The sequence below is a fragment of the Franconibacter daqui genome (assembly GCF_014644275.1).
GTDB lineage: Bacteria > Pseudomonadota > Gammaproteobacteria > Enterobacterales > Enterobacteriaceae > Franconibacter > Franconibacter pulveris.
The window spans coordinates 136,291-156,263 of record NZ_BMKJ01000001.1; the positions used below are offsets into that span (position 1 = coordinate 136,291).

The window sequence follows — 19,973 nt, forward strand, 5'->3', positions numbered from 1 at the left end:
CATGACACCTTCACTTTCACTGCCCCAGCGCCGGGCCTTACGGGCGTTAAGCTTCGCCTATTTCGTACAGGCCACCGGTTCGCTGGCGGTGTCCGGCAGCCTGGTGCCGATTGCCCGCGAGTGGGCCATCAGCGAATCACAAAGCGCCTGGCTGCTGGCGCTGTTCGGCATCACCTTCGCCCTTGCCGCGCCGCTCTCTCAGGTGCTGTTCGGCCATCTGCCGCGCCGCAAGCTGGTGCTTTATGGCGCGGCGACCTTCGGCGGCGGCGCGTTTCTTTTTTCGCTGGCGCCCGATTACGGCGTGCTCGCGGCGTCGCGCATCGTGATGGGGCTTGGCGCCTCGCTGATGGGGCCGGTGCTGGTGGGGCTGGGCGCCGAACTGGCGCACGAGAAAGAGCGCGGCAGCGCGATTGCGAAAGTGCTGTTCGGGCTGTCGCTCGCCAGCATGCTCGGTATCCCGCTCGCCGCCTGGCTTGCCGACGCCTGGGGGCCGAGAGCGCTGTTTGGCGCGGTGGGCGCGGTCAGTCTGCTGGTGGCGCTGAATATTCGCCTGACGGTGCCGGAAACGGGCGCGGGCGTGCGCATCCGGCTCTCCACTATCGGCGACGTGTTGACGAATGCGAAACTGCTGAGCGCCTTTCTGGTGGTCTTTTTTATCGCCGCCGGCGTCTTCGCCACCTATGCGTTTATCGCCCCGGTGGTGCGCGACAGCTTTCACGGCACGGCGCACGATGTATCGGTGGCGCTGGCGGTGCTGGGCGTCGCCGGTATTGTCGGCAACCTGGCGGTCGCTCGTGCGGCGCGTCATTTCAGCGCCGAGAGGCTGCTGGTGGCGGGCATCGGGCTGTTGATGGTCGACATGCTGCTGATGCTGGCCGCGCCGCCGCACCTTTCGCTGCTTTTCGCCGCGTTCACCGTCTGGGCTTTCGCCACCGATATTCTCTGGCCGACCCAGCAGCGGCGAATAGTGGAGGTCGCCGGGCCGTGGCGGGGTATTGCGCTCGCGCTCACCAGCGCCTTTATGTTCTGCGGCATCGGCTTTGGTTCGGCGGTGGCGGCGTGGGTCTATCCGCGCTTCGGCTATGGCGGGCTGCTCGGGCTTTCAGTGCTGCTGCTGGTGCTGGCGCTGGCAAGCCTGGCGGTGTCCGAACGGGCGAAACGGCGCGAGCAGGAAAAATGCGCTGCCCCCTGTTCGACGACGCGCATTTTGTCGTAAAAAGAGAACTCTTCTTCGCTCCGGAGGCGTGCATGCACAAGATTGGCTTTTTACTGGCGGACGGCTTTCAGCTATTGGCGCTCTCGACGCCCTCGGTGTTTGAGTTCGCCAATCTGGTGATCGGCGAGCCTTTTTACGAACTGGAGACCTGGTCGGAAGCGGGCGGGGCGGTGCGCTCGTCAGCCGGGGTCACGGTCAGCAGCCAGCCGTTAAGCGAGCATTCGCGCGCCGATACCTGGCTTGTCGGCGGGGTAATAAACCCGCTGGAAGCGCCGCCAACGCCTGCGGTGGTCGATTTTCTGAAAGCCGCGAGTCTTCATTCACGCCGCATTGCGGGCATCTGCACCGGGGCGTTTGTGCTGGGCGAGGCGGGGTTGCTGGACGGCAAGCGCGTCACCACCCACTGGGCGCACGCCGAAGCGTTAAAATCCAGAGTTCCCACGGCGCTTATTGAATCAGACCGCATCTTTATTACCGACGGCGCGGTCTGGACATCGGCGGGCATGACGGCAGGGCTGGATATGGCGCTCGGCATCGTAGAAAAAGATCTGGGCGCGGAAGTGGCGCGCTCCGTGGCGCACCGGCTGGTGATGCATCACCGTCGCTCCGGCGGCCAGACGCAGCACTCCGAGATGCTGGCGCTTTCGCCGCGATCCGATCGCATTCAGAGCGCGCTGGAGTATGCGCGCAAAAACTTAAGCCGCGCGCTGACGGTGGAGGATCTCGCCAGCGCCGTGCATTTAAGTCCGCGCCAGTTCAGCCGCCTGTTTCGCGAAGAGACGGGCAAATCACCGGCGAAAGCCATTGAAGGCTTACGGCTGGAGGCGGCGCGCCTGATGATTGAGCAAAGCCGTCTTTCGATGGACGCCATCGCCCGTGAAGCGGGCTTTCGCGACCGCCGCCATATGCGCGAGGTCTTCGTGCGCGGCTTTGGCGTGCCGCCGCAGGCGCTGCGTCAGGGGCGTTCTTCTTCACGCGCGGCGTGAACCTTGCCGCGAAAGATCCAAAAGCCCCAGCTGTTGTAGATAAGCGTGACGGGCACAAACGCGCCGAAGGCGATAAGCATTAGCTTCTGAGTCGCAGGCGGCGCGGCGGCCTGGGTCAGCAGCAGGTCGGGCGGCAATAAATAAGGAAACACCGCCAGCAGCATGCCGCCGAAGGCAACGACAAACAGCGTCAGCGTCATGGCCAGCGGTAAAAATTCACGTTTGCCGCGCAGCGCGGCGCCAAGCCCCGCCAGCGCCAGCAGCGCGATCAGCGCCAGCGGCCCGCTGTAGCGCCACGCCAGCAGGTGCAGCCGGTAGCTCTCCTGCAACTGCATCGTCCAGACCACCAGCGCCGCCAGCAGCAGGACGGTGAGCGGCGCAAGCCGCATCGCCTGACGTCGGCCCCAGGCGGCAAGCGCCCCTTCGCAGCGCCAGATAAGCCAGCAGGCGCCCAGCAGCGCGTATCCCACGCTTAGCGCCACGGCGCAGTAAAGCGAGAAAGGCGAGAGCCAGTCCATGGCGGATCCGGTGAAGTGCTGGCCGTTATGGCTGATCCCCTCGATCCACGCGCCCATCGTCGCCCCCTGGCTTAACGAGGCGATCCATGAGCCGGCAATAAACAGCGCATCAAAAAGCGCCGGGCGCTGGTGGCGAAACTCAATCGCCATGCCGCGCACGATAAGCGACAGCAGCATGATGTAAACCGGCAGATAAAGCGCGCTGTAAAGAATGCTGAAGGCGACGGGAAACATCGCCAGCAGGGCGCCGGCGGTGAGCACCAGCCAGGTTTCATTGCCGTCCCATACTGGCAGAATGGTGAGGCTCATCTGCTGGCGGGCGTCGGTGGACTGAAACGGCGCCAGCAGCCCCACGCCGAGGTCGGTGCCGTCGAGCAGCACGTAAATCAGCACGCCGCAGGCCAGCGCCATGGCGCAGAGCAGCGTGAGCGGCGGCAGGGAGAGGGCAACCTCAAGCATCGTAGCGTCCTCTTATGCTCTGCGGCGTAATGCCGCTTCCGGTCTGTTCCGCCACCTCGGCGTTGGCCTCTTTCTCATCGCCCTGCGGCGCTCTGCCCAGCAGACGCAGCAGAAACCAGAGGCCGATGGCGAAGATAGCGAGATAAACCAACACGATGGCGATAAACGAGGTCAACACCAGCGAGGGGGCGACAGGCGAGGCGCTGTGCGCGGTGCGCAGCACCCCATAGACGGTCCAGGGCTGGCGTCCGGTTTCCGTCACCAGCCACCCTGCCAGCATGGCGAAAAAGCCCGCCGGGGCCATCGCCACCATGCCGCGCTGCAGCCAGCGCGCACTCCAGAGTTTGCCGCGCAGTCGCGTCACCAGCCCGGCCACGCCGAAAAAGATCATCAGCAGCCCCAGCCCCACCATGGCGCGAAACGAAAAAAACACGCCCGGTACCCAGGGGCGCTCATCCGCCGGATACTGGTTCAGGCTATGGATGGTGCCGGAAAGGTTATGGCGCAGATAGAGCGAGCCGATATTGGGAATAGCCAGTTCGGCATGGTTGCGCTGCGCCTGCATATCGGGAATGGCGAAGAGCCGCAACGGCTCCCCCTGGCCTGGCGGCGGCGGGTTCCAGCTTCCCTCCATCGCCGCGAGCTTCACCGGCTGGTGATCGCGCGTGTTCTCGCCATGCAGGTCGCCCACCACCGCCTGAAGCGGCGCCGCCGCCAGCAGCAGCCACAGCCCCCAGGAGAACATCAGCCGCGCGCCGCGGTTATCGGGATGCTTTAGCAGGTGCCATGCTCCCACGGCGGCTATCAGGCAGGCGGCAGTCAGCATCGCGGCTATCGTCATATGCGCGAAACGATACGGAAAGGAGGGGTTAAAGATAACGGCCCACCAGTCGACGGGCTGAAAACGGCCGTCCGCGCCAGTGACAAAGCCTGCGGGCGTCTGCATCCAGGAGTTGGCGGAAAGTATCCAGAAGGCGCTGAAAATGGAGCCAGCCGCCACCACGCAGGTGGCGAAGAAGTGCACCCACGGGCGCACCTTGCCCATGCCGAACAGCACTACGCCCATAAAGCCAGCCTCAAGGAAAAAGGCGATCAGCACCTCCATGTACATCATCGGCCCCATTACCGCGCCGGCGCGGCTGGCAAGCGCGCCCCAGTTGGTGCCGAACTGGAACTCCATCAGCACCCCGGTCACTACGCCGACCGCCACGTTAAGCGCGAAAACCCGGCTCCAGTATTTATAGAGGTTGAGGTAAACCGGCTGCTTGCGCCACAGCCACAGCCCCTCCAGCAGCATCAGCCACTGCGCGAGGCCGATGGTGAACGCCGCCAGCACGATATGAAAGCCGATGGTAAAAGCGAACTGACTGCGCGCCAGTAGTAAAGCCGTCTCCTGGCTTATCATGCTTCCTCCGCAGAAACTCAGGCGTCGCTTGGTTTACCGCTGAACGACGAAATCGGTTTATCCACTTCTTCCTCCATGCGGCGGGAAAACGCCTTCAGGCCATTTAAAAGCGGCGTAAGCGAATGCCACAGCTCGTCGTCGTGCAGCATTTTCCAGGCGCCGCGCGCGCCGGGCGCGCTGTCGGCCGCGCTTTCCTCCTGCTCTTCGCGGCTGAGTTCGGCCATAAAATCGCGCAGGCCGAAGGCGAGTTTGTACATGCGCTCAGGCGGAATAGTGGAGAGCGCCAGCAGCAGCACGGAGATGTTCTGGATGGTGTTCAGCGAGCCTTTACGGCTCAGGCCGCTTACGATCACCTGCATCCACTCGTTGTTGGACGCCACCAGATCGTTGGCGAGGCGCAGCACGCCATGCTCATGCAGCGTCTGCAACAGGCGCTGAAGTTCTTCCTCGGCGGTGGGGCCGATTTTGGGCGGCTCCACCTGATATTCAATCGCTTTAGCCATTAAAATTTCTCCGGATGCGGTTCCTGTGCGGGCGGCGGGGTATAGTCGTCACGCTGCCATTTCGCCTCGACCGGCACGTGGGTGATAGGAGTGCGCTTGCCATAGCGGAAATTATGCCGGGGCAGGGGAGAGGGATGCGGCTCGCGGGAGAGTTTCTCGAGCTTCACCGCCAGCTCTTTGTAGGCCGGGGTGTTGACCACCGGGTCGTGATGTTCGCCGGTAAGCAGGTTGATGCCCGGCTTGCCCTGATGAATTGAGATAAAGAGCGAGCCGCCGGCTACCCGGTCCGTCACCACGACCGGCACTTCCAGCGAGCCGCGCCGCGAGGTGAGCTTCACCCAGTCCCCCTCTGCAAGGTCGCGTTCGGCGGCGAGCTGCGGGCTGATTTCCACAAACCAGTCCGGCGAGAGCGACATGGTGCGCCCGCCGCGTCCGCTCTGGTTAGTGGACTGGAAATGCTCCAGCATGCGCCCGTTGTTGAGCGCAAAGTCGTACTCTTCATCCGGCGCTTCAGCGGGCGGCTGCCACTCCAGCGGGTAGAGCACGGCGCGCCCGTCGGGGAACGTAAAGCCGTCGGTGTAGAGCAGCGGCGTGCTCTCGCCATCCGGTTTCACCGGCCAGAGCTGCGAATTCCACCCTTCGAGCCGCTCATAGCTTACGCCTGCGAAAATCGTGGCGATGCTTGCCGCCTCCGCCATGATCTGCGAAGGGTGCGTGTAGCCCCAGTCGTGACCCATGCGCGCGGCAAGGTCGGTGAGGATGCGCCAGTCCGGGCGGCTGTCGCCAAGCGGCGCCATCGCCTCGTAAAAGCGCTGGATGCGCCGCTCGGTGTTAACGAAAGTGCCCTCTTTTTCCACGCTCGGGCAACCGGGCAGCACCACGTCGGCGAACTGCGCCGTGCGGCTTAAAAACAGATCCTGCACCACCAGAAAATCGAGGTCGGTAAACCCTTCGTGAACGTTGGTGGTGTCGGCATCCGAAAACGCCGTCTCTTCGCCGATAACGTACATGGCGCGAATCTGCTTCGTGCGCGCGTGCTCGACCATCTCGAAGTTGTCCGAACCCACCTCAAGCGAGAGCCGCTCCGGCTCAACGCCCCAGGCGTTGGCCCATTTGGCGCGCACGCTTTCATCGCTCACCGATTCATAGCCGGGGTAGTAGTTTTTCAGGCAGCCGAAATCGCTCGCGCCCTGCACGTTGTTGTGGCCGCGCATTGGGTAGCCGCCAGTGCCGGGGCGGCCGTAGTTGCCGGTCACCAGCAGCAGGTTAGAGAGCGCCGTGCTGGTGTCGGCGCCGTGGCTGTGCTGGGTAATGCCCATCGCCCAGACAATGCAAACCGACCCCGCGTTGCCGATAAGCTCGGCGGCGGCGGTCAGCTCTTCCACGGAAAGGCCCGTCGTTTTCGCGGCGAACTCCAGCGAGAAGGGCGCCAGCGACTGGCGGTACTCATCCACCTGATTGACGTGGTTCGCCAGAAATGCCTTGTCGGCGTAGCCGTTGTCAAACAGATAGCGCGACATCGCCGAGGCCCAGACCATATCGGTACTGGGGCGGATGCGCAGGTACAGGTCGGCGCGCTCGGCCATTTCGTGGCGGCGCGGGTCCACCACCAGCAGCTTCTGGCCGTGGTGTTTTTTCGCCGCTTTGAGGCGCGAGGCGATAACCGGATGGTTTTCAGCAGTGTTGCTGCCGACGATAATCACCAGCTCCGCTTTTTGCAGGTCATCGATGGTGCCCGCGTCGCCGCCGTAGCCGACGGTGCGGAACAGCCCTTTGGTGGCCGGGTTCTGGCAGTAGCGCGAGGAGTTATCGACGCTGTTGGTGCCGATGATAAGCCGGGCGATTTTTTGCGTCAGGTAAGCCTCTTCGTTGCTCGCCTTGCTGGAGCCGATAAAGCCAATGCTCTGCGGGCCGTGCTGGTCGCGGATTTGCAGCAGGCGGCGGGCCACCAGCTCCAGCGCCTCGTCCCAGCTCGCCTTGCGAAAGCGGTCGTTCTCGCGTATCAGCGGCGTGGTCAGGCGCTCCTTGTCATTCAGGAAATCCCAGGCGAATTTGCCCTTTACGCAGGTAGAGATGCCGTTGGCGGGCGCATCGGCGACCGGCTGCACCTTCAGCACATGGCGGTCCCGCGTCCACATCTCAAAGCTACAGCCCACGCCGCAGTAAGTGCAGACGGTTTTGGTGCGCTTGATTTCCGGCTGCCGCCAGTGCATGTCCATCACCGAAATGCCGGTGATGATTTCCGCCCCGGTGCTGTTCTCTATCGCTTTCACAAGATCGATCATCGGGCGCTTGAGCGTCTGTTTGATGTTGGTGAAAGGCCCGGCGTCGGGCTGCATGGTTTTTTCCAGCAGCGCGTTGCAGGGGCAGACGGTCACGCAGTGGCCGCAGCTCACGCAGCTTGAGCCGGCGATAGTTTCGCCGCCGTCCCACAGCACGCGCGGGTGCGCCATGGTGTAGTCGATGCTCAGCGTCTCGTTTACTTTGACGTTCTGGCACGCCTCCACGCAGCGGCCGCAGAGAATGCACTGGTCGGGGTCGTACGTGTAGAAGGGGTTGGAGTGATCTTTAACGTAAGGTTTGCGCTGGTATTCGTAACGCTGAATGGGGATATGCATATCCGCCATGGTGTTGTGCAACATGCAGTCGCCGGTGTTGTGTTCGCAAACGGTGCAGTAAAGCTCATGTTTCGCCAACAGGCGGTCCATGCCTTCGTGCTGCGCCGCCTGGGCTTTTTCCGTGCGGCTGGTTATCTCCATCCCTTCTGCGCTTTTCAGCGTGCAGCCGCGCACCAGTTCGCCCTGGTATTCGACCCAGCAGACGTCGCAGGTCTGCATCGGTTCAAGCGATGGGTGGTAACAGACGTGGGGCAGCGTCAGGCCCCCTGCGGTCAGAAAATCGATCAACGGGACATTCGCAGGGCCAGTAACCGGCCGCCCGTCGTAAAACAGGGTGCAGAGAGACTCACTCATTATGCTTCCTCAACCTTGCCAGTGGCTGTCGGCGAACGGCGCCGCAGCTGATGAGAACGTCTTTTCCCGACGGGATGCGTTCTCGTTATAGTGGTTTAAAGGTAGCTATGGCCTCAGGGCTTCGCCAGAAAGGGATGTTGCGAAGTATGTACGGTAAGGGCTAAGCGAAACGCGAAAAATAGCGCAGTCGCGCAGAAAACAGGCAGAGTAACGTCTGAGAAAACAGGCGGTTTTGCAATTTGTCGCGCATGTCGGTATAACGTTCGCTTATGGATGTTTAGACGTCTGAACGTATAGAAGGTGACATGCAGGAATCGCAACAGCTACAACGCACCATGAAAACCCGCCATCTGGTGATGCTCTCGCTCGGCGGCGTGATCGGCACCGGGCTCTTTTTCAACACCGGCTACATTATTTCCACCACCGGGGCGGCGGGCACGCTGCTGGCCTATCTTATCGGCGCGCTGGTAGTCTGGCTGGTAATGCAGTGCCTGGGCGAGCTGGCGGTCGCCATGCCCGAAACCGGCGCGTTTCACGTTTACGCCGCGCGCTACCTCGGCCCGGCCACGGGCTACACGGTGGCCTGGCTTTACTGGCTTACCTGGACCGTGGCGCTCGGCTCAAGCTTTACCGCCGCAGGCTTCTGCATGCAGTACTGGTTCCCGCAGGTGCCGGTCTGGATCTGGTGCCTTGTGTTCTGCGTGATGATTTTTGCGCTCAACGTTTTCTCCACCCGGCTTTTCGCCGAAGGGGAGTTCTGGTTCTCGCTGATTAAGGTCATTACCATTATCGCCTTTATCGTGCTCGGCGGGGCGGCGATGTTTGGCTGGCTGCCGCTGAAAGACGGCTCGCCCGCGCCGCTGTTGCACAACCTCACGGCGGCAGGCTGGTTCCCGCACGGCGTGCTGCCTATTCTGATGACCATGGTGGCGGTGAACTTCGCCTTCTCCGGCACCGAACTTATCGGCATCGCCGCCGGCGAGACCGAAAATCCGCAGCACGTGGTGCCGGTGGCTATCCGCACCACCATCGCACGGCTGATTATCTTTTTTATCGGCACTGTGCTGGTGCTGGCGGCGCTCATCCCGATGGACCAGGCGGGCGTGGTGAAAAGCCCGTTCGTGCTGGTGTTTGAAAAAGTCGGCATCCCGTATGCGGCGGACATTTTTAACTTTGTCATCCTGACGGCGATTCTGTCGGCGGCGAACTCCGGGCTGTATGCTTCCGGGCGCATGCTCTGGTCGCTCTCTAACGAGCGCACGCTGCCGCGCTGCTTTTCCCGCCTGACGCGTCGCGGCGTGCCGCTGACCGCGCTTTCGGTGAGCATGCTGGGCGGCGTGCTGGCGCTGCTCTCAAGCGTTATCGCGCCCGATACGGTGTTTGTCGCGCTGTCGGCCATTTCCGGCTTCGCGGTGGTGGCGGTGTGGCTGAGCATCTGCGCGTCGCATTACCTTTTCCGCCGCCGCCATCTGGCCGAGGGGCGCGCGCTTGATGAACTGCACTACCGCGCGCCGTGGTTCCCGCTGACGCCGATACTGGGCTTTATCCTCTGCCTGGTGGCCTGCGTGGGCCTGGCGTTTGACCCGAGCCAGCGCATTGCGCTGTGGTGCGGGCTGCCTTTTGTTGCGCTCTGCTATGGCGCCTATTATGTTACGCACGCCTTTTCAACGCGTCAGACCCGTGAGGAACCGCGCCATGCCACTGAATAATCCTTTAAATGCGCTGTTGAGCCAGCAGCCTTATGTCGTGCTGGACGGCGCGCTCGCCACCGAACTTGAAGCGCGCGGCTGCAACCTGGCGGACAGCCTCTGGTCAGCGAAAGTGCTGATGGAAAACCCGGAGCTGATTTACCAGGTGCATCTGGATTACTTTCGCGCCGGAGCGCAGTGCGCCATCACCGCGAGCTACCAGGCCACGCCCGCAGGTTTTGCCGCGCGCGGGCTGGATGAAGCGCAATCCTGCGCGCTGATAGCCCGCAGCGTGGAGCTGGCGCGCCAGGCGCGGGAGGATTTTCTTAAAGAACAGCCGCAGGCTGCGCCGCTGCTGGTGGCGGGCTCGGTAGGGCCGTATGGCGCTTTTCTTGCCGACGGCGCGGAATACCGGGGCGACTACCAGCTTAGCGAAGCGGCGTTTAACGCGTTCCACCGTCCGCGCGTTGCGGCGCTGCTGGCGGCGGGGGCGGATCTGCTGGCCTGCGAAACGCTGCCGTCGCTGGCCGAGGCGCGGGCGCTGGCCGCGCTGCTGACAGAGTTTCCCGCCGCTCGCGCGTGGTTCTCGTTTACGCTTCGCGACAGCGAGCACATCAGCGACGGTTCGCCGCTCGGCGAGGTGGTGGAAGCGCTGAAGGATAATCCGCAGATTGTGGCGCTCGGCATTAACTGCATCGCCCTTGAGAAAACCACCGCCGCGCTTTCTCACCTGCACAGCTTAACGCCGCTGCCGCTGGTGGTTTATCCCAACTCCGGCGAGGAGTATGACGCGGCAAGTAAAACCTGGCGCCACCGCGGCCACGCCTGCCATACGCTTGAACACTACCTGCCCGCCTGGCGGGAAGCGGGCGCGAAGCTGATTGGCGGCTGCTGTCGCACCACGCCGCAGGATATCGCCGCGCTTGCCCGTCAACGTAGCGCATAAACATGCTTTTCCCGCCCCGAAAGGGGCGGCTCTCCCGCCTTGTACATTCGGTTACACGCCGATACCAATCACTCACGGAAGCGGCGGCGCGGCTTCTCTATAGTGACTTCAACGGCCCCGCAGTGGGGTAGCGAACAAAACAACGTTGAGGGTAAAGAGATGAAAAAAGTATTAGCACTGATTGTTGCTGCGACCATGGGCCTGTCCGCCGCCGCTTTCGCTGCAGATAACGCTGCTGCGCCGGCTCCGGCTGCCACCGCCACCACTTCCGCGCCGGCGAAAGCCCCGGCTGCGAAAACGCACCATAAGAAAGCGCACAAGAAAGCCGTTGAGCAGAAAGCTCAGGCGGCTAAAAAGCACCATAAAAAAGCGGCTGCCACGACCGAGCAGAAACCGGTAGAGCAGAAAGCGCAGGCGGCTAAAAAGCACCACAAAAAAGCGGCTGCCACCACCGAGCAGAAACCGGTAGAGCAGAAAGCGCAGGCGGCTAAAAAGCATCACAAAAAAGCGGTAAAACATACTGCCGCTAAACCGGCTGCCCAGCCTGCCGCATAAGTTTCATTCGTTTGTTCCCCCCGCAAAACACCCGGCTCGCCGGGTGTTTTTTTGTGACGTTTCAGCCGCGCTTACTCCCGGCGCAGCGTCATCAGCAGAATCGGCAACGCCAGCAGCAGCGTCAGCAGATTGGCCGCGCTAACCGCGATGTCGTTAATCAACATCCCATACACCAGCCAGAGCACCAGACCGCAGACAAACATGGCGTACATCATCCGCGAAATACCCTGCGTATTGCGGGTCGTGAGCACTTTTATCGCCTGCGGCAGAAACGACAGCGTGGTCAGGCTCGCCGCCAGATACCCGATTATCTTCACCCATTCCATACCTACGCCCCGACCTGTTCAGCCGTGACCGCCCGATCCGGCTTCGCCGGCGACCGATCGACATGCCGGTATTTATCCAGCAGGTGGATCTGAATGCGGCGCAGCAGATCGCCATTGAGCTTGTAGAAGCGGAAGTAAACCAGCAGCGAAACGAGGAAGAAGATCGCAGGCAGCGCCAGCATGATAAGCTGCATCCCCATCAGGGTGCCGGCGGACTGGGCAGCATTCGGCACATACCCGATAAGACCAAGCGCAACCGCGATAAAGTACGCCGCGAACGCCGCGCCCGCTTTGACTACCAGCGTCTGCACCGAATAGGCGATGCTTTCGCAGCGCACGTTCAGTTTATATTCCCCGTAGTCCACGGTGTCGGCGACCATAATCACCTGCAACACCCAGAAGAAGGCTTTGCCGATGCTAAACAGCACGCCCGCCAGCAAGATGATGAACGCATGGGTAAAACCCGTCATCGCCATCCACAGCAGTACGCCGCTGCCCAGCACCGGCAATATCGACGCCCCGGCCCATAAAATCCGCCGCGAGAAGAGTTTCACCAGCTTCGGAAACAGGATAAGGATAAGCAAATTGGCGATGCCCGCATAAGACATGTAGTACGGGAAGAGGTCGACATTGCCGAGCGCGTAAGTGAAGTAATAAATGGCGAAGCCGTCGATAATGTTGGCCGCCGTGTTATAGGCCAGCGCCATAATCAGCAGACAGGCGAGCTGATCGTTTTTAACGATAAGCATCAGCATCTGCTTCAGGCCCATCGTGTCGCTCCCGGCGCCAGCCTGTTTATCCGAAGAGTAAACCTCATGCACGTTGCGCAGGGTGACGAAGGTGGAAAGCACAAAGAAGCCAATCAACACCAGCGTGAACATCTGAAAGCCGAAACCGCGATCCGCACCGCCCACCGCATTTACGAAAGGCAGCGCCACGCCTGCGGTGACAAAGCCCGCAAGGCTTGCGAAAAAGCGCGGGTAGGGCACCAGTTGTTCCCGCTCGCGCTTGTCGAGCGTGATGGTCGGCACCAGCGACCAGAACGGCACATCCATGATGGTGTAGGTAAAACCCCACAGCAGGTAGGTCGCCCAGACCCATACCAGCTGCGTCGCGCCTTCGAAGTGGTGCGCGCTGAACAGCATGTAGAGCACGGCGGAATTCGTCAGGGTGCCAATCAAGATCCAGGGCTTGAATTTCCCCCAGCGTGAGCGGGTACACTCCACAATCCAGCCCATGATCGGGTCCGCCAGCGCATCGAGAATGCGGGCTATCAAAAACAGGGTGCCGACCATGCCGACCGACAGGCCGACAATATCGGTGTAGTAATACATCAGGTACATGTAGACGATGCCGATAGCGAAATCCTTACCAAACGCGCCGAATCCGTAGCTGAGCTTTGTTGTCATTGAAATACTCATAGGGTACCGATTGCCTCTTTCAGTGTCGGGCAGGGGGAGCGCGAAAGCAGCCGGGCTCGTTGGCCCGGCTGCCGTGCAGGCATTAGCGGTGCAGCCAGGCGGGCAGCCAACTGCCGTGGCTGTCGATAAGGTCGTCCACCAGCGCGTAGATCTCCTCAATACCCAGAACGGCGGCAGTATGCGGATCCATCAGCGCGGCGTAGTAAACGTAATCGCGGTTTTCCGTCAACACCGCCTCCGTCAACAGAGTCTGCACGTTAATGTTGGTTTGCATCATGGCGGCCAGATGTGCGGGCAGGCGGCCTGCTTTGGTCGGCTGGATGCCGTTGGCGTCCACGAGGCAGGGCACCTCCACGCAGCAGCCTTGCGGCAGGTTGTCGATAAGCCCATCGTTGCGGACGTTGCCGTAAATCACGCTCGGTTCGCCCGTCCAGACGGCGTTCATGATGGTGCTGGCGTATTCGCGCGAGGGTTTCACGTCGATGCGGTCGGCCGTTTTAAACTGCTCTAACTCCTTGCGCCAGTTCGCTAACTGCTCCACGCAGCGTTTTGGATACTCATCCAGCGGCACCTGATAGCGGGCTATCAGATCCTCGCGTCCGGGTTTGATAAACCAGGGCGTATATTCGGCGAAATGCTCGGAGGATTCGGTCACGAAATAGCCCAGCTTTTTAAACATTTCGTAGCGCACAATGTTCTGGCAGCGCGGGTTGCCGTGCAGGTTAGGCTTCGGCGCGCGTTTTTCGGCATAAGCTTGCAACAGCTCCGGGTAGAGGCTGACGTAGCTGCCGTCCGCGCACTTTTTCTCAAGCGTCAGATAGAACGCCATATGGTTGATGCCGGCGCAGCGATAGCGCAGGGAAGCCGGGTCGAGGTCAAGATCCCGCGCCAGCTCCTCCGCCGTGCCCTGTACCGAGTGGCACAGCCCAACCTGTTTGATGTGCGGGTAGCGGGCATACATCGCCCAGGTGTTCATCGCCATGGGGTTGACGTAGTTGAGCATGATGGCGTTGGGGCAGACTTCCGTCATCTCTTCGCAAATCCGCCAGAGGTGCGGAATGGTGCGCAGCGCGCGCATGATGCCGCCCGGGCCGAGCGTATCGGCGATGGTTTGCTCAAGGCCGTGGCGCTTGCAGACCTCAAAGTCGGTGACGGTGCAGGGCTCATAGCCGCCAATCTGGAAGGCGACGACGACAAAATCGGCGTCGGCAAGCGCGCTTTTCTGGTCGGTATGGCAACTTATCTGCCCGTGCGCGCCGACGGAGTCCATCAGTTTACGGACCACGATATGCGACTCTTCCAGCCGCGCGGCGTCAATATCCATCAGCGCGACGTGGGCCGCTTTCAGCGCGGGACGCTGAAAGACATCGCCGAGGATGTTTTTCACAAAAACCGTGGAACCGGCGCCGATAAAGGTAATTTTTGGAGCGGACATAGCTTTCTCCCTGGTGTGGTGATGTCTGCTTAGCGTGGCACGCCCTTTTTGCGCTATCCGCTCTCTTCCCGGCAGGGCATTCCCGAAACCTCAGATCGCGCCATGCGGCGCGCGGGATCTGAGGTTTCGGGAAAAAAGAGACGATTTAGCAGAGTTAACGGCAACCCGACTGGCTAAACTGGAAGAGCAAGCCGGCATCCGCTGCATGAAAATGAGAATCCAGGAAAGAGGGAGAAGATGGGAAAACTAACGACGCCATCCCCGGCAAGACCGGATATGTGCAGCGGCGATGAGAAAGAGACCCGCGGCCCGCTGTCGCTCTATTCAGAATATCAGCGGATGGAAGTTGAACTGCGCCCGCCGCACGCGATGCCCGCCAGCCACTGGCACGGACAGGTGGAGGTGAATGTGCCGTTCGACGGCGACGTGGAGTATTTGATAAACAATGAAGTGGTGCGCATTAAACAGGGTTACATCACGCTCTTCTGGGCCTGTACCCCGCATCAGTTGACGCGGCCTGGCGACTGCACGCAAATGGCGATTTTCAATCTGCCGATGCACCTGTTTCTCTCCTGGCCGCTCGATCGCGAACTTATTAACCACGTTACTCACGGCATGGTGATTAAGTCGCTGGCCGCCCAGCAGTTAAGCGCCTTCGAGGTGCAGCGCTGGCAGAACGAACTCAACAGCGATAATGAACAGATACACCAGCTGGCGATAGATGAAATCGGCCTGATGCTCAAGCGCTTTAGCCTCTCCGGCTGGCAGCCGATTCTGGTGAACAAAACCTCGCGCACCCATAAAAACAGCGTCTCGCGGCACGCGCAGTTTTACGTCAGCCAGATGCTGGAATTTATCGCCGTTAATTATGATCAGATGCTGACCATTGACGCGATTGCCGAGCATGTAAAGCTCAATCCCAACTATGCGATGGGGATTTTCCAGCGCGTCATGCAGCTCACCATGAAGCAGTACATTACCGCCATGCGCATCAACCACGTGCGCGCGCTGCTTAGCGATACGGACAAAACCATTCTGGATATCGCCTTGACCGCCGGGTTTGGCTCCAGCAGCCGTTTTTACAGCACCTTCAATAAATATGTCGGCATGACGCCGCAAAAGTACCGCAAGCTGAGCCAGCTGCGGCGACGGGGAAACGAACTGGCATAGGCTGGCGCTGCGTCAGCGCATCGTTTGTCTTAACCGTCCGCCGCGCGTTGATGGGCGCTGATGTAACGCTCGCGCCGCGACGCTTTAAGGCGCGTTAAGTCCACCAGCACCAGCCCGTCAATGCAGTCGTTAAACGCCGGGTCGCTGCCGAAGTCGATAAACTGCACGCCGCCGGGTTCGCAAAGCTCCGAATATTGCTTATAGAGCGGCGGAATGCCGCAGCCGAGATTGCCGAGCAGCGTTTTCAGGCGCGTCAGATCTTCCACATAATCTGCGCCGCTGAACTGCGCCAGGGCCTCGGGCAGCGAAACGGGATAAGGGCGACGGGAGGCGGCCAGCGCCTCGGGGGCCGGAAACCAGAGCCGGTAAAACGCTACCAGCAAATCGCGCGCGGCAGGCGGCAGCCCGCCGGAGATAGAGACCGGTCCAAAAAGATAGCGGTAGTGCGGATAACGCGCCAGATAAGCGCCGATGCCGCTCCACAGATAATCCAGCCCGCGACGTCCCCAGTATTGCGGCTGAATAAAGCTGCGTCCCAGTTCAATACCCTGGCTGACTATCGCCTTCATTCGCTCGTCATAGTGGAAGAGCGTGTGGCTGTAGAGCGCGTCAAAGCCATGCTGCGCCACCAGCCCGGCGCAGGGGGCGAAGCGGTAAGCGCCGACTATCTCCAGCGCCGCGTCATCCCAGAGGATCAGGTGCTGATAGTCGTCATCGTAACGGTCGATATCGCGGCGTCTGCCGCTGCCTTCGCCCACCGCGCGAAAGGCGATTTCCCGCAGGCGGCCCAGTTCGCGCAGCACCGGCGCCTCTTCCGCGCCGCGCCGCTGCCAGAGGTAAATCGTCTTGCCGTCGGGGGTTTGCCCTAACACTTCCGCCTGCGCCAGCGCGTGGCGCAGCGTGGCGCGGTCTTCCGGTCTGGCGATAGCGCATTCGCTGTTAAAAACGCCCTTGCGGCCTTTACCCAGTTGCTGCACATGGCGGCGAAAGCGTGCCGCCGTCTCTTTCGCCGCGGCGTCAGGCTCATGCCAGCAAGTCCAGGGGATGCGTTCGCCGATGCGCACAGGCAGCGTGGCGCCGCGCTTGCGGAACATTTCGCCAATCAGCATCAGCATGGCGAGCGTGGGAGAGAGCAGCGAGGCGCCGTAAAAAGCGAGGCTGTTGCGCCCGGCCAGGTACGCCGGCAGCACCGTAGCGCGATAGCGGCTGGCAAGCTTAACAAAGCCCGGGTTCCAGGCTTTATCCACAATGCCCTGCGTCGCCGGACGCGACACTTCGCCCGCCGGGAAAAAGATCAGCACGCCGCCGCGCTCAAGCTGCGCTTCCATCTGCTTAATGGCGCTTTTCCGGGTGCGATTGCCCAGATTATCCACGGCGATAAAGAGCGAAGAGAGCGGTTCGAGATGGCTCAACATGCGGTTAGCCACCACTTTGATATCCCGCCGCACGCGGGAGAGCGTGTAGAGCAGCAGCAGGCCGTCAAGCGTGCCGTTGGGATGGTTCGCCACCACCACCAGCGGCCCGCGATCGGGAATTTGCTCAAGCTCTCTTGCCGCGATGTCGCAGCGGATCTGCAGATGTTCCAGCACCTGTTCCACCATATCCAGCCCTTTAAGGTGACGGTGGCGGTCGGCGAAAAGCCGGAATTCCTCTTCGTGAAGCAGACTTTTTAATACGCGCTTTAGCCAGGGGGCGGTGTTGCCGTGGGGGTTAAGGTCGTGCAGAACGTTATCGATACTGAACATGCCAGGCTCTCCTCGCGTTAACGAGGTGAACATAACGAGAAAAGATGACGGCGCCGTGTCAGCACCATGAAGGAAACGTCACAGCGTGAGCGCAGCGAAAAAAGAGCGCTTAACGCTTTTTGACGCGAATGGGTCATCAAATGGGCGTAAATAACCTCTCTTTAGCCTGGAATAACGACTTTATGGCGAAAGATAATATGTGTTGTAGCGTAATTGTTAACCATTGAGGTTCTGCCCGTAAAACGCAAGGCTGGTAAGGCATTCAGACGAGTTGGTAAGCGAAAAAGCTCAAAAACGATCGTTAAAAAACGACAATGGCGGGGCTTAATAAAAAAGGCGGCCCGTAAGCCGCCTTTTAACGCATCAGATAATGTTTTTTTCGGCCAGATCGAGCGCGAAGTAGGTAAAGATGAGATCCGCGCCGGCGCGCTTAATGGCGCCCAGGCTTTCCAGCACGACGTTGGTTTCATCAATCGCGCCCGCCTGCGCGGCGAATTTGATCATCGCGTACTCGCCGCTCACCTGATAGGCGCCGAGCGGCAGGGCGGTGCGTTCGCGGATATCGCGCAGAATATCCAGATACGGGCCTGCCGGTTTCACCATCAGCGCATCCGCGCCTTCCGCCTCATCCAGCAGAGACTCGCGAATCGCTTCGCGGCGATTCATCGGGCTCATCTGGTAGGTTTTGCGGTCGCCTTTCAGGGCGGTGCCCGCCGCTTCACGGAACGGGCCGTAGAAAGACGAGGCGAATTTAGTGGAGTAAGACATGATGGCGGTGTCGGTAAAGCCCGCCGCGTCCAGCGCCTGACGAATCGCTTTTACCTGGCCGTCCATCGCGGCGGAAGGGGCGATAAAGTCCGCGCCCGCGCGTGCGGCCACCACGGCCTGCTTGCCGAGGTTAATCAGCGTCTGGTCGTTATCCACGCCGTGGTCGCACAGCACGCCGCAGTGGCCGTGGGTGGTGTATTCACAAAAGCAGGTGTCAGACATGACGATCATCTCCGGCACCGCGTCTTTAGCGATGCGGGACATGCGCGCCACCAGGCCGTTTTCATTCCAGGTGTCGCTGCCGCACTCGTCGGTGTGGTGGGAGATACCGAAGGTCATCACCGAGCGGATGCCCGCGTTGGCGATACGCTCAATCTCTTTGGCGAGGTATTTTTCCGGAATGCGCACGACGCCCGGCATCGCAGCGATAGGTTTGTAATCATCCAGCCCCTCTTCAACGAAGATTGGCAGCACCAGGTCGTTGCGGCTCAGCGAGGTTTCTTCAAACATAGCGCGCAGCGAAGGAGATTTACGCAGGCGGCGCGGACGGGAAATCAGGGAGAAATCGGACATGGCGGTTATCTTTTGTCTGCAAGAAAGACCCTTATTTTACCCGATTTATTGCGCGACGTTTTACGATTATGGTCGCTAAACGGCCATCCCTGGCCCTGCAGGGTTAATTCAGGCCCGCTTTATCCAGCCCGTAAGCCGCGTCGGCGGAGCCGGGAGTCGCGCGAAACGCCACGCCCATGCGGTTCCAGCTGTTGATGGCGGCTATCTGGAAACTGATTTGCGCAATCTCTTCTTCGTTGAAGTGCTCGCGCACCGCGCCCCACTCTTCGTCAGAGACCTCCTGGTTGGTCAGGCGGGTTAGCGCCTCGGTCCAGGCCAGCGCCGCCCGTTCGCGGGCGGAAAAAAGCGTGGATTCGCGCCAGACGGCGACATGATGCAGACGCAGCTCGCGCTCGCCGTGCATTCTCGCCTCTTTTACGTGCATATCGACGCAAAAGGCGCAGCCGTTAAGCTGAGAAGCGCGCAGCATAATAAGCTGCCCCAGCTCTTTAATGACCGGTTTTTGGTTGAGCGCGGCGCTGAGCTCCATACACTTTTTCGCCAGATCGCCCGCGGCCTGGAAGTAGTTAAGACGTTGTGACATGGTGATTCTCCCGACGTGTTTGAATGAACTGGCGTCATTGTGCCGGGAGTATGGTCTGCCTTACAGGGCCATGTTTTGAGTTTACAGGCAGACCATAAGGCGGGTTACTCTTGCTCTTTAAGCAGTTCGATTAAACGTTCCAGGGCGAAGGCCGCCGCCTGGTCGATAACGGTTTTTGGGTCGCCGTTAAAATGACGCTTTTCCGCCACCACGCGACCGTCATTTAGCGCCCAGCCAAACCAGACGGTGCCCGCGGGCGTGCCGTCTTCGCCGCCGTCCGGCCCGGCGTAGCCGCTGACCGACAGGCTGACATCCTCCCCGGAGCGGTCGCGCGCGCCCTGCGCCATCTCTTTTACCGTCTGTTCGCTGACGGCGGTGTACAAGCGCAGCGTCTCTTCGCTGACGCCCAGCATATTCTGCTTCGCTTTATTGGTGTAAGTGGTAAAGCCGCTGGAGAAGAAATCGGTGGTGTCGCCGGTGGCGCACAGCGAATAGGCGATAAGCCCGCCGGTGCATGACTCTGCCGTGGCAAGCTTCAGGCCTTTCGCACGAAGGTACTCTCTGACTTTAGTGGTAGCGCGTTCGATAGCATCATTCATTTTTATCTCCTGTAACCAGAACCCTAAGGAGTATAGATGACACTCTGGCCATTAACGGAGCGGCGAGGCCGGGGTATTGACGCGCTTTTCTTGTGGGGAAGGGGA

The 19,973-nt window shown here is 60.8% G+C and carries 17 protein-coding genes; 6 read left to right on the forward strand and 11 right to left on the reverse strand.

What is annotated here, in order from left to right; all coding sequences use genetic code 11:
* Position 1 precedes the first annotated feature (1 nt).
* A complete protein-coding gene (locus tag IEX01_RS00665; protein ID WP_188723097.1) occupies positions 2-1,216 on the forward strand; it encodes an MFS transporter in 1,215 nt (404 codons plus the stop codon).
* A gap of 32 nt (positions 1,217-1,248) precedes the next feature.
* Positions 1,249-2,202, forward strand: coding sequence for a GlxA family transcriptional regulator (locus IEX01_RS00670; RefSeq protein ID WP_188723098.1), 954 nt, complete (start codon positions 1,249-1,251; stop codon positions 2,200-2,202).
* On the opposite strand, the gene IEX01_RS00675 is transcribed toward IEX01_RS00670, so the two are convergent.
* Genes IEX01_RS00675 through fdhF form a run of 4 tightly spaced genes read right to left on the reverse strand, consistent with a single transcriptional unit; the run spans position 2,172 to position 8,059 of the window.
* Positions 2,172-3,179 (reverse strand): cytochrome d ubiquinol oxidase subunit II, encoded by a 1,008-nt coding sequence (locus tag IEX01_RS00675; RefSeq protein WP_188723099.1) that lies wholly within the window; start codon positions 3,177-3,179, stop codon positions 2,172-2,174. The two genes, IEX01_RS00670 and IEX01_RS00675, sit on opposite strands and share 31 nt — an antisense overlap.
* Positions 3,172-4,584, reverse strand: coding sequence for a cytochrome ubiquinol oxidase subunit I (locus IEX01_RS00680; RefSeq protein WP_188723100.1), 1,413 nt, complete (start codon positions 4,582-4,584; stop codon positions 3,172-3,174). Before IEX01_RS00680 ends, IEX01_RS00675 begins: the two co-directional genes overlap by 8 nt.
* A gap of 17 nt (positions 4,585-4,601) precedes the next feature.
* A complete protein-coding gene (locus IEX01_RS00685) occupies positions 4,602-5,087 on the reverse strand; it encodes a helical membrane plugin domain-containing protein (RefSeq protein WP_024555656.1) in 486 nt (161 codons plus the stop codon).
* Complete coding sequence (fdhF, locus tag IEX01_RS00690) at positions 5,087-8,059, reverse strand: formate dehydrogenase subunit alpha (protein ID WP_188723101.1); 2,973 nt, start codon at positions 8,057-8,059, stop codon at positions 5,087-5,089. The genes IEX01_RS00685 and fdhF overlap by 1 nt, the downstream gene beginning before the upstream one ends.
* Positions 8,060-8,364: 305 nt before the next feature.
* Here fdhF and mmuP point away from each other — a divergent pair, with 305 nt between their 5' ends.
* From mmuP to asr, 3 genes are all read left to right on the forward strand, one after another.
* Positions 8,365-9,768, forward strand: a complete 1,404-nt coding sequence (mmuP, locus tag IEX01_RS00695; RefSeq protein WP_188723102.1) for an S-methylmethionine permease — start codon at positions 8,365-8,367, stop codon at positions 9,766-9,768.
* Positions 9,755-10,693, forward strand: coding sequence for a homocysteine S-methyltransferase (gene mmuM / locus IEX01_RS00700; protein WP_188723103.1), 939 nt, complete (start codon positions 9,755-9,757; stop codon positions 10,691-10,693). Before mmuP ends, mmuM begins: the two co-directional genes overlap by 14 nt.
* A 159-nt stretch (positions 10,694-10,852) precedes the next feature.
* Entirely contained in the window at positions 10,853-11,248 is a 396-nt protein-coding gene (gene asr / locus IEX01_RS00705; RefSeq protein WP_024555660.1) for an acid resistance repetitive basic protein Asr, read from the forward strand.
* A 71-nt stretch (positions 11,249-11,319) separates the two neighbouring features.
* Here the strand turns inward: asr and IEX01_RS00710 are convergent, their stop codons facing one another.
* From IEX01_RS00710 to IEX01_RS00720, 3 genes are all read right to left on the reverse strand, one after another.
* Positions 11,320-11,574: a SemiSWEET transporter gene (locus tag IEX01_RS00710; protein WP_024555661.1), complete on the reverse strand. Its 255-nt coding sequence runs from the start codon at positions 11,572-11,574 to the stop codon at positions 11,320-11,322.
* A 2-nt stretch (positions 11,575-11,576) separates the two neighbouring features.
* A complete protein-coding gene (gene melB / locus IEX01_RS00715) occupies positions 11,577-12,995 on the reverse strand; it encodes a melibiose:sodium transporter MelB (protein ID WP_188723104.1) in 1,419 nt (472 codons plus the stop codon).
* A gap of 82 nt (positions 12,996-13,077) precedes the next feature.
* The gene (locus IEX01_RS00720) at positions 13,078-14,430 is read right to left on the reverse strand and encodes an alpha-glucosidase/alpha-galactosidase (RefSeq protein ID WP_188723105.1); all 1,353 of its coding nucleotides are present in this window, start codon (positions 14,428-14,430) and stop codon (positions 13,078-13,080) included.
* Positions 14,431-14,667: 237 nt separating this feature from the next.
* On the opposite strand from IEX01_RS00720, the gene melR reads away from it, so the two are divergent.
* A complete protein-coding gene (gene melR / locus IEX01_RS00725; RefSeq protein ID WP_024555664.1) occupies positions 14,668-15,600 on the forward strand; it encodes a transcriptional regulator MelR in 933 nt (310 codons plus the stop codon).
* Between the two features lie 29 nt (positions 15,601-15,629).
* Here melR and olsF read toward each other — a convergent pair whose 3' ends face one another.
* The 4 genes from olsF to IEX01_RS00745 all read right to left on the reverse strand — a co-directional run bounded on the left by olsF (position 15,630) and on the right by IEX01_RS00745 (position 19,868).
* A complete protein-coding gene (gene olsF, locus IEX01_RS00730; RefSeq protein ID WP_188723106.1) occupies positions 15,630-17,345 on the reverse strand; it encodes a bifunctional ornithine lipid synthase OlsF in 1,716 nt (571 codons plus the stop codon).
* 363 nt (positions 17,346-17,708) lie between these two features.
* On the reverse strand, positions 17,709-18,686 hold the full coding sequence (gene hemB / locus IEX01_RS00735; RefSeq protein WP_024555666.1) for a porphobilinogen synthase: 978 nt from the start codon (positions 18,684-18,686) through the stop codon (positions 17,709-17,711).
* 103 nt (positions 18,687-18,789) lie between these two features.
* Entirely contained in the window at positions 18,790-19,269 is a 480-nt protein-coding gene (locus IEX01_RS00740; protein ID WP_024555667.1) for a carboxymuconolactone decarboxylase family protein, read from the reverse strand.
* A gap of 104 nt (positions 19,270-19,373) precedes the next feature.
* Entirely contained in the window at positions 19,374-19,868 is a 495-nt protein-coding gene (locus tag IEX01_RS00745) for a 2-oxo-tetronate isomerase (protein ID WP_024555668.1), read from the reverse strand.
* Between the last annotated feature and the right edge of the window lie 105 nt (positions 19,869-19,973).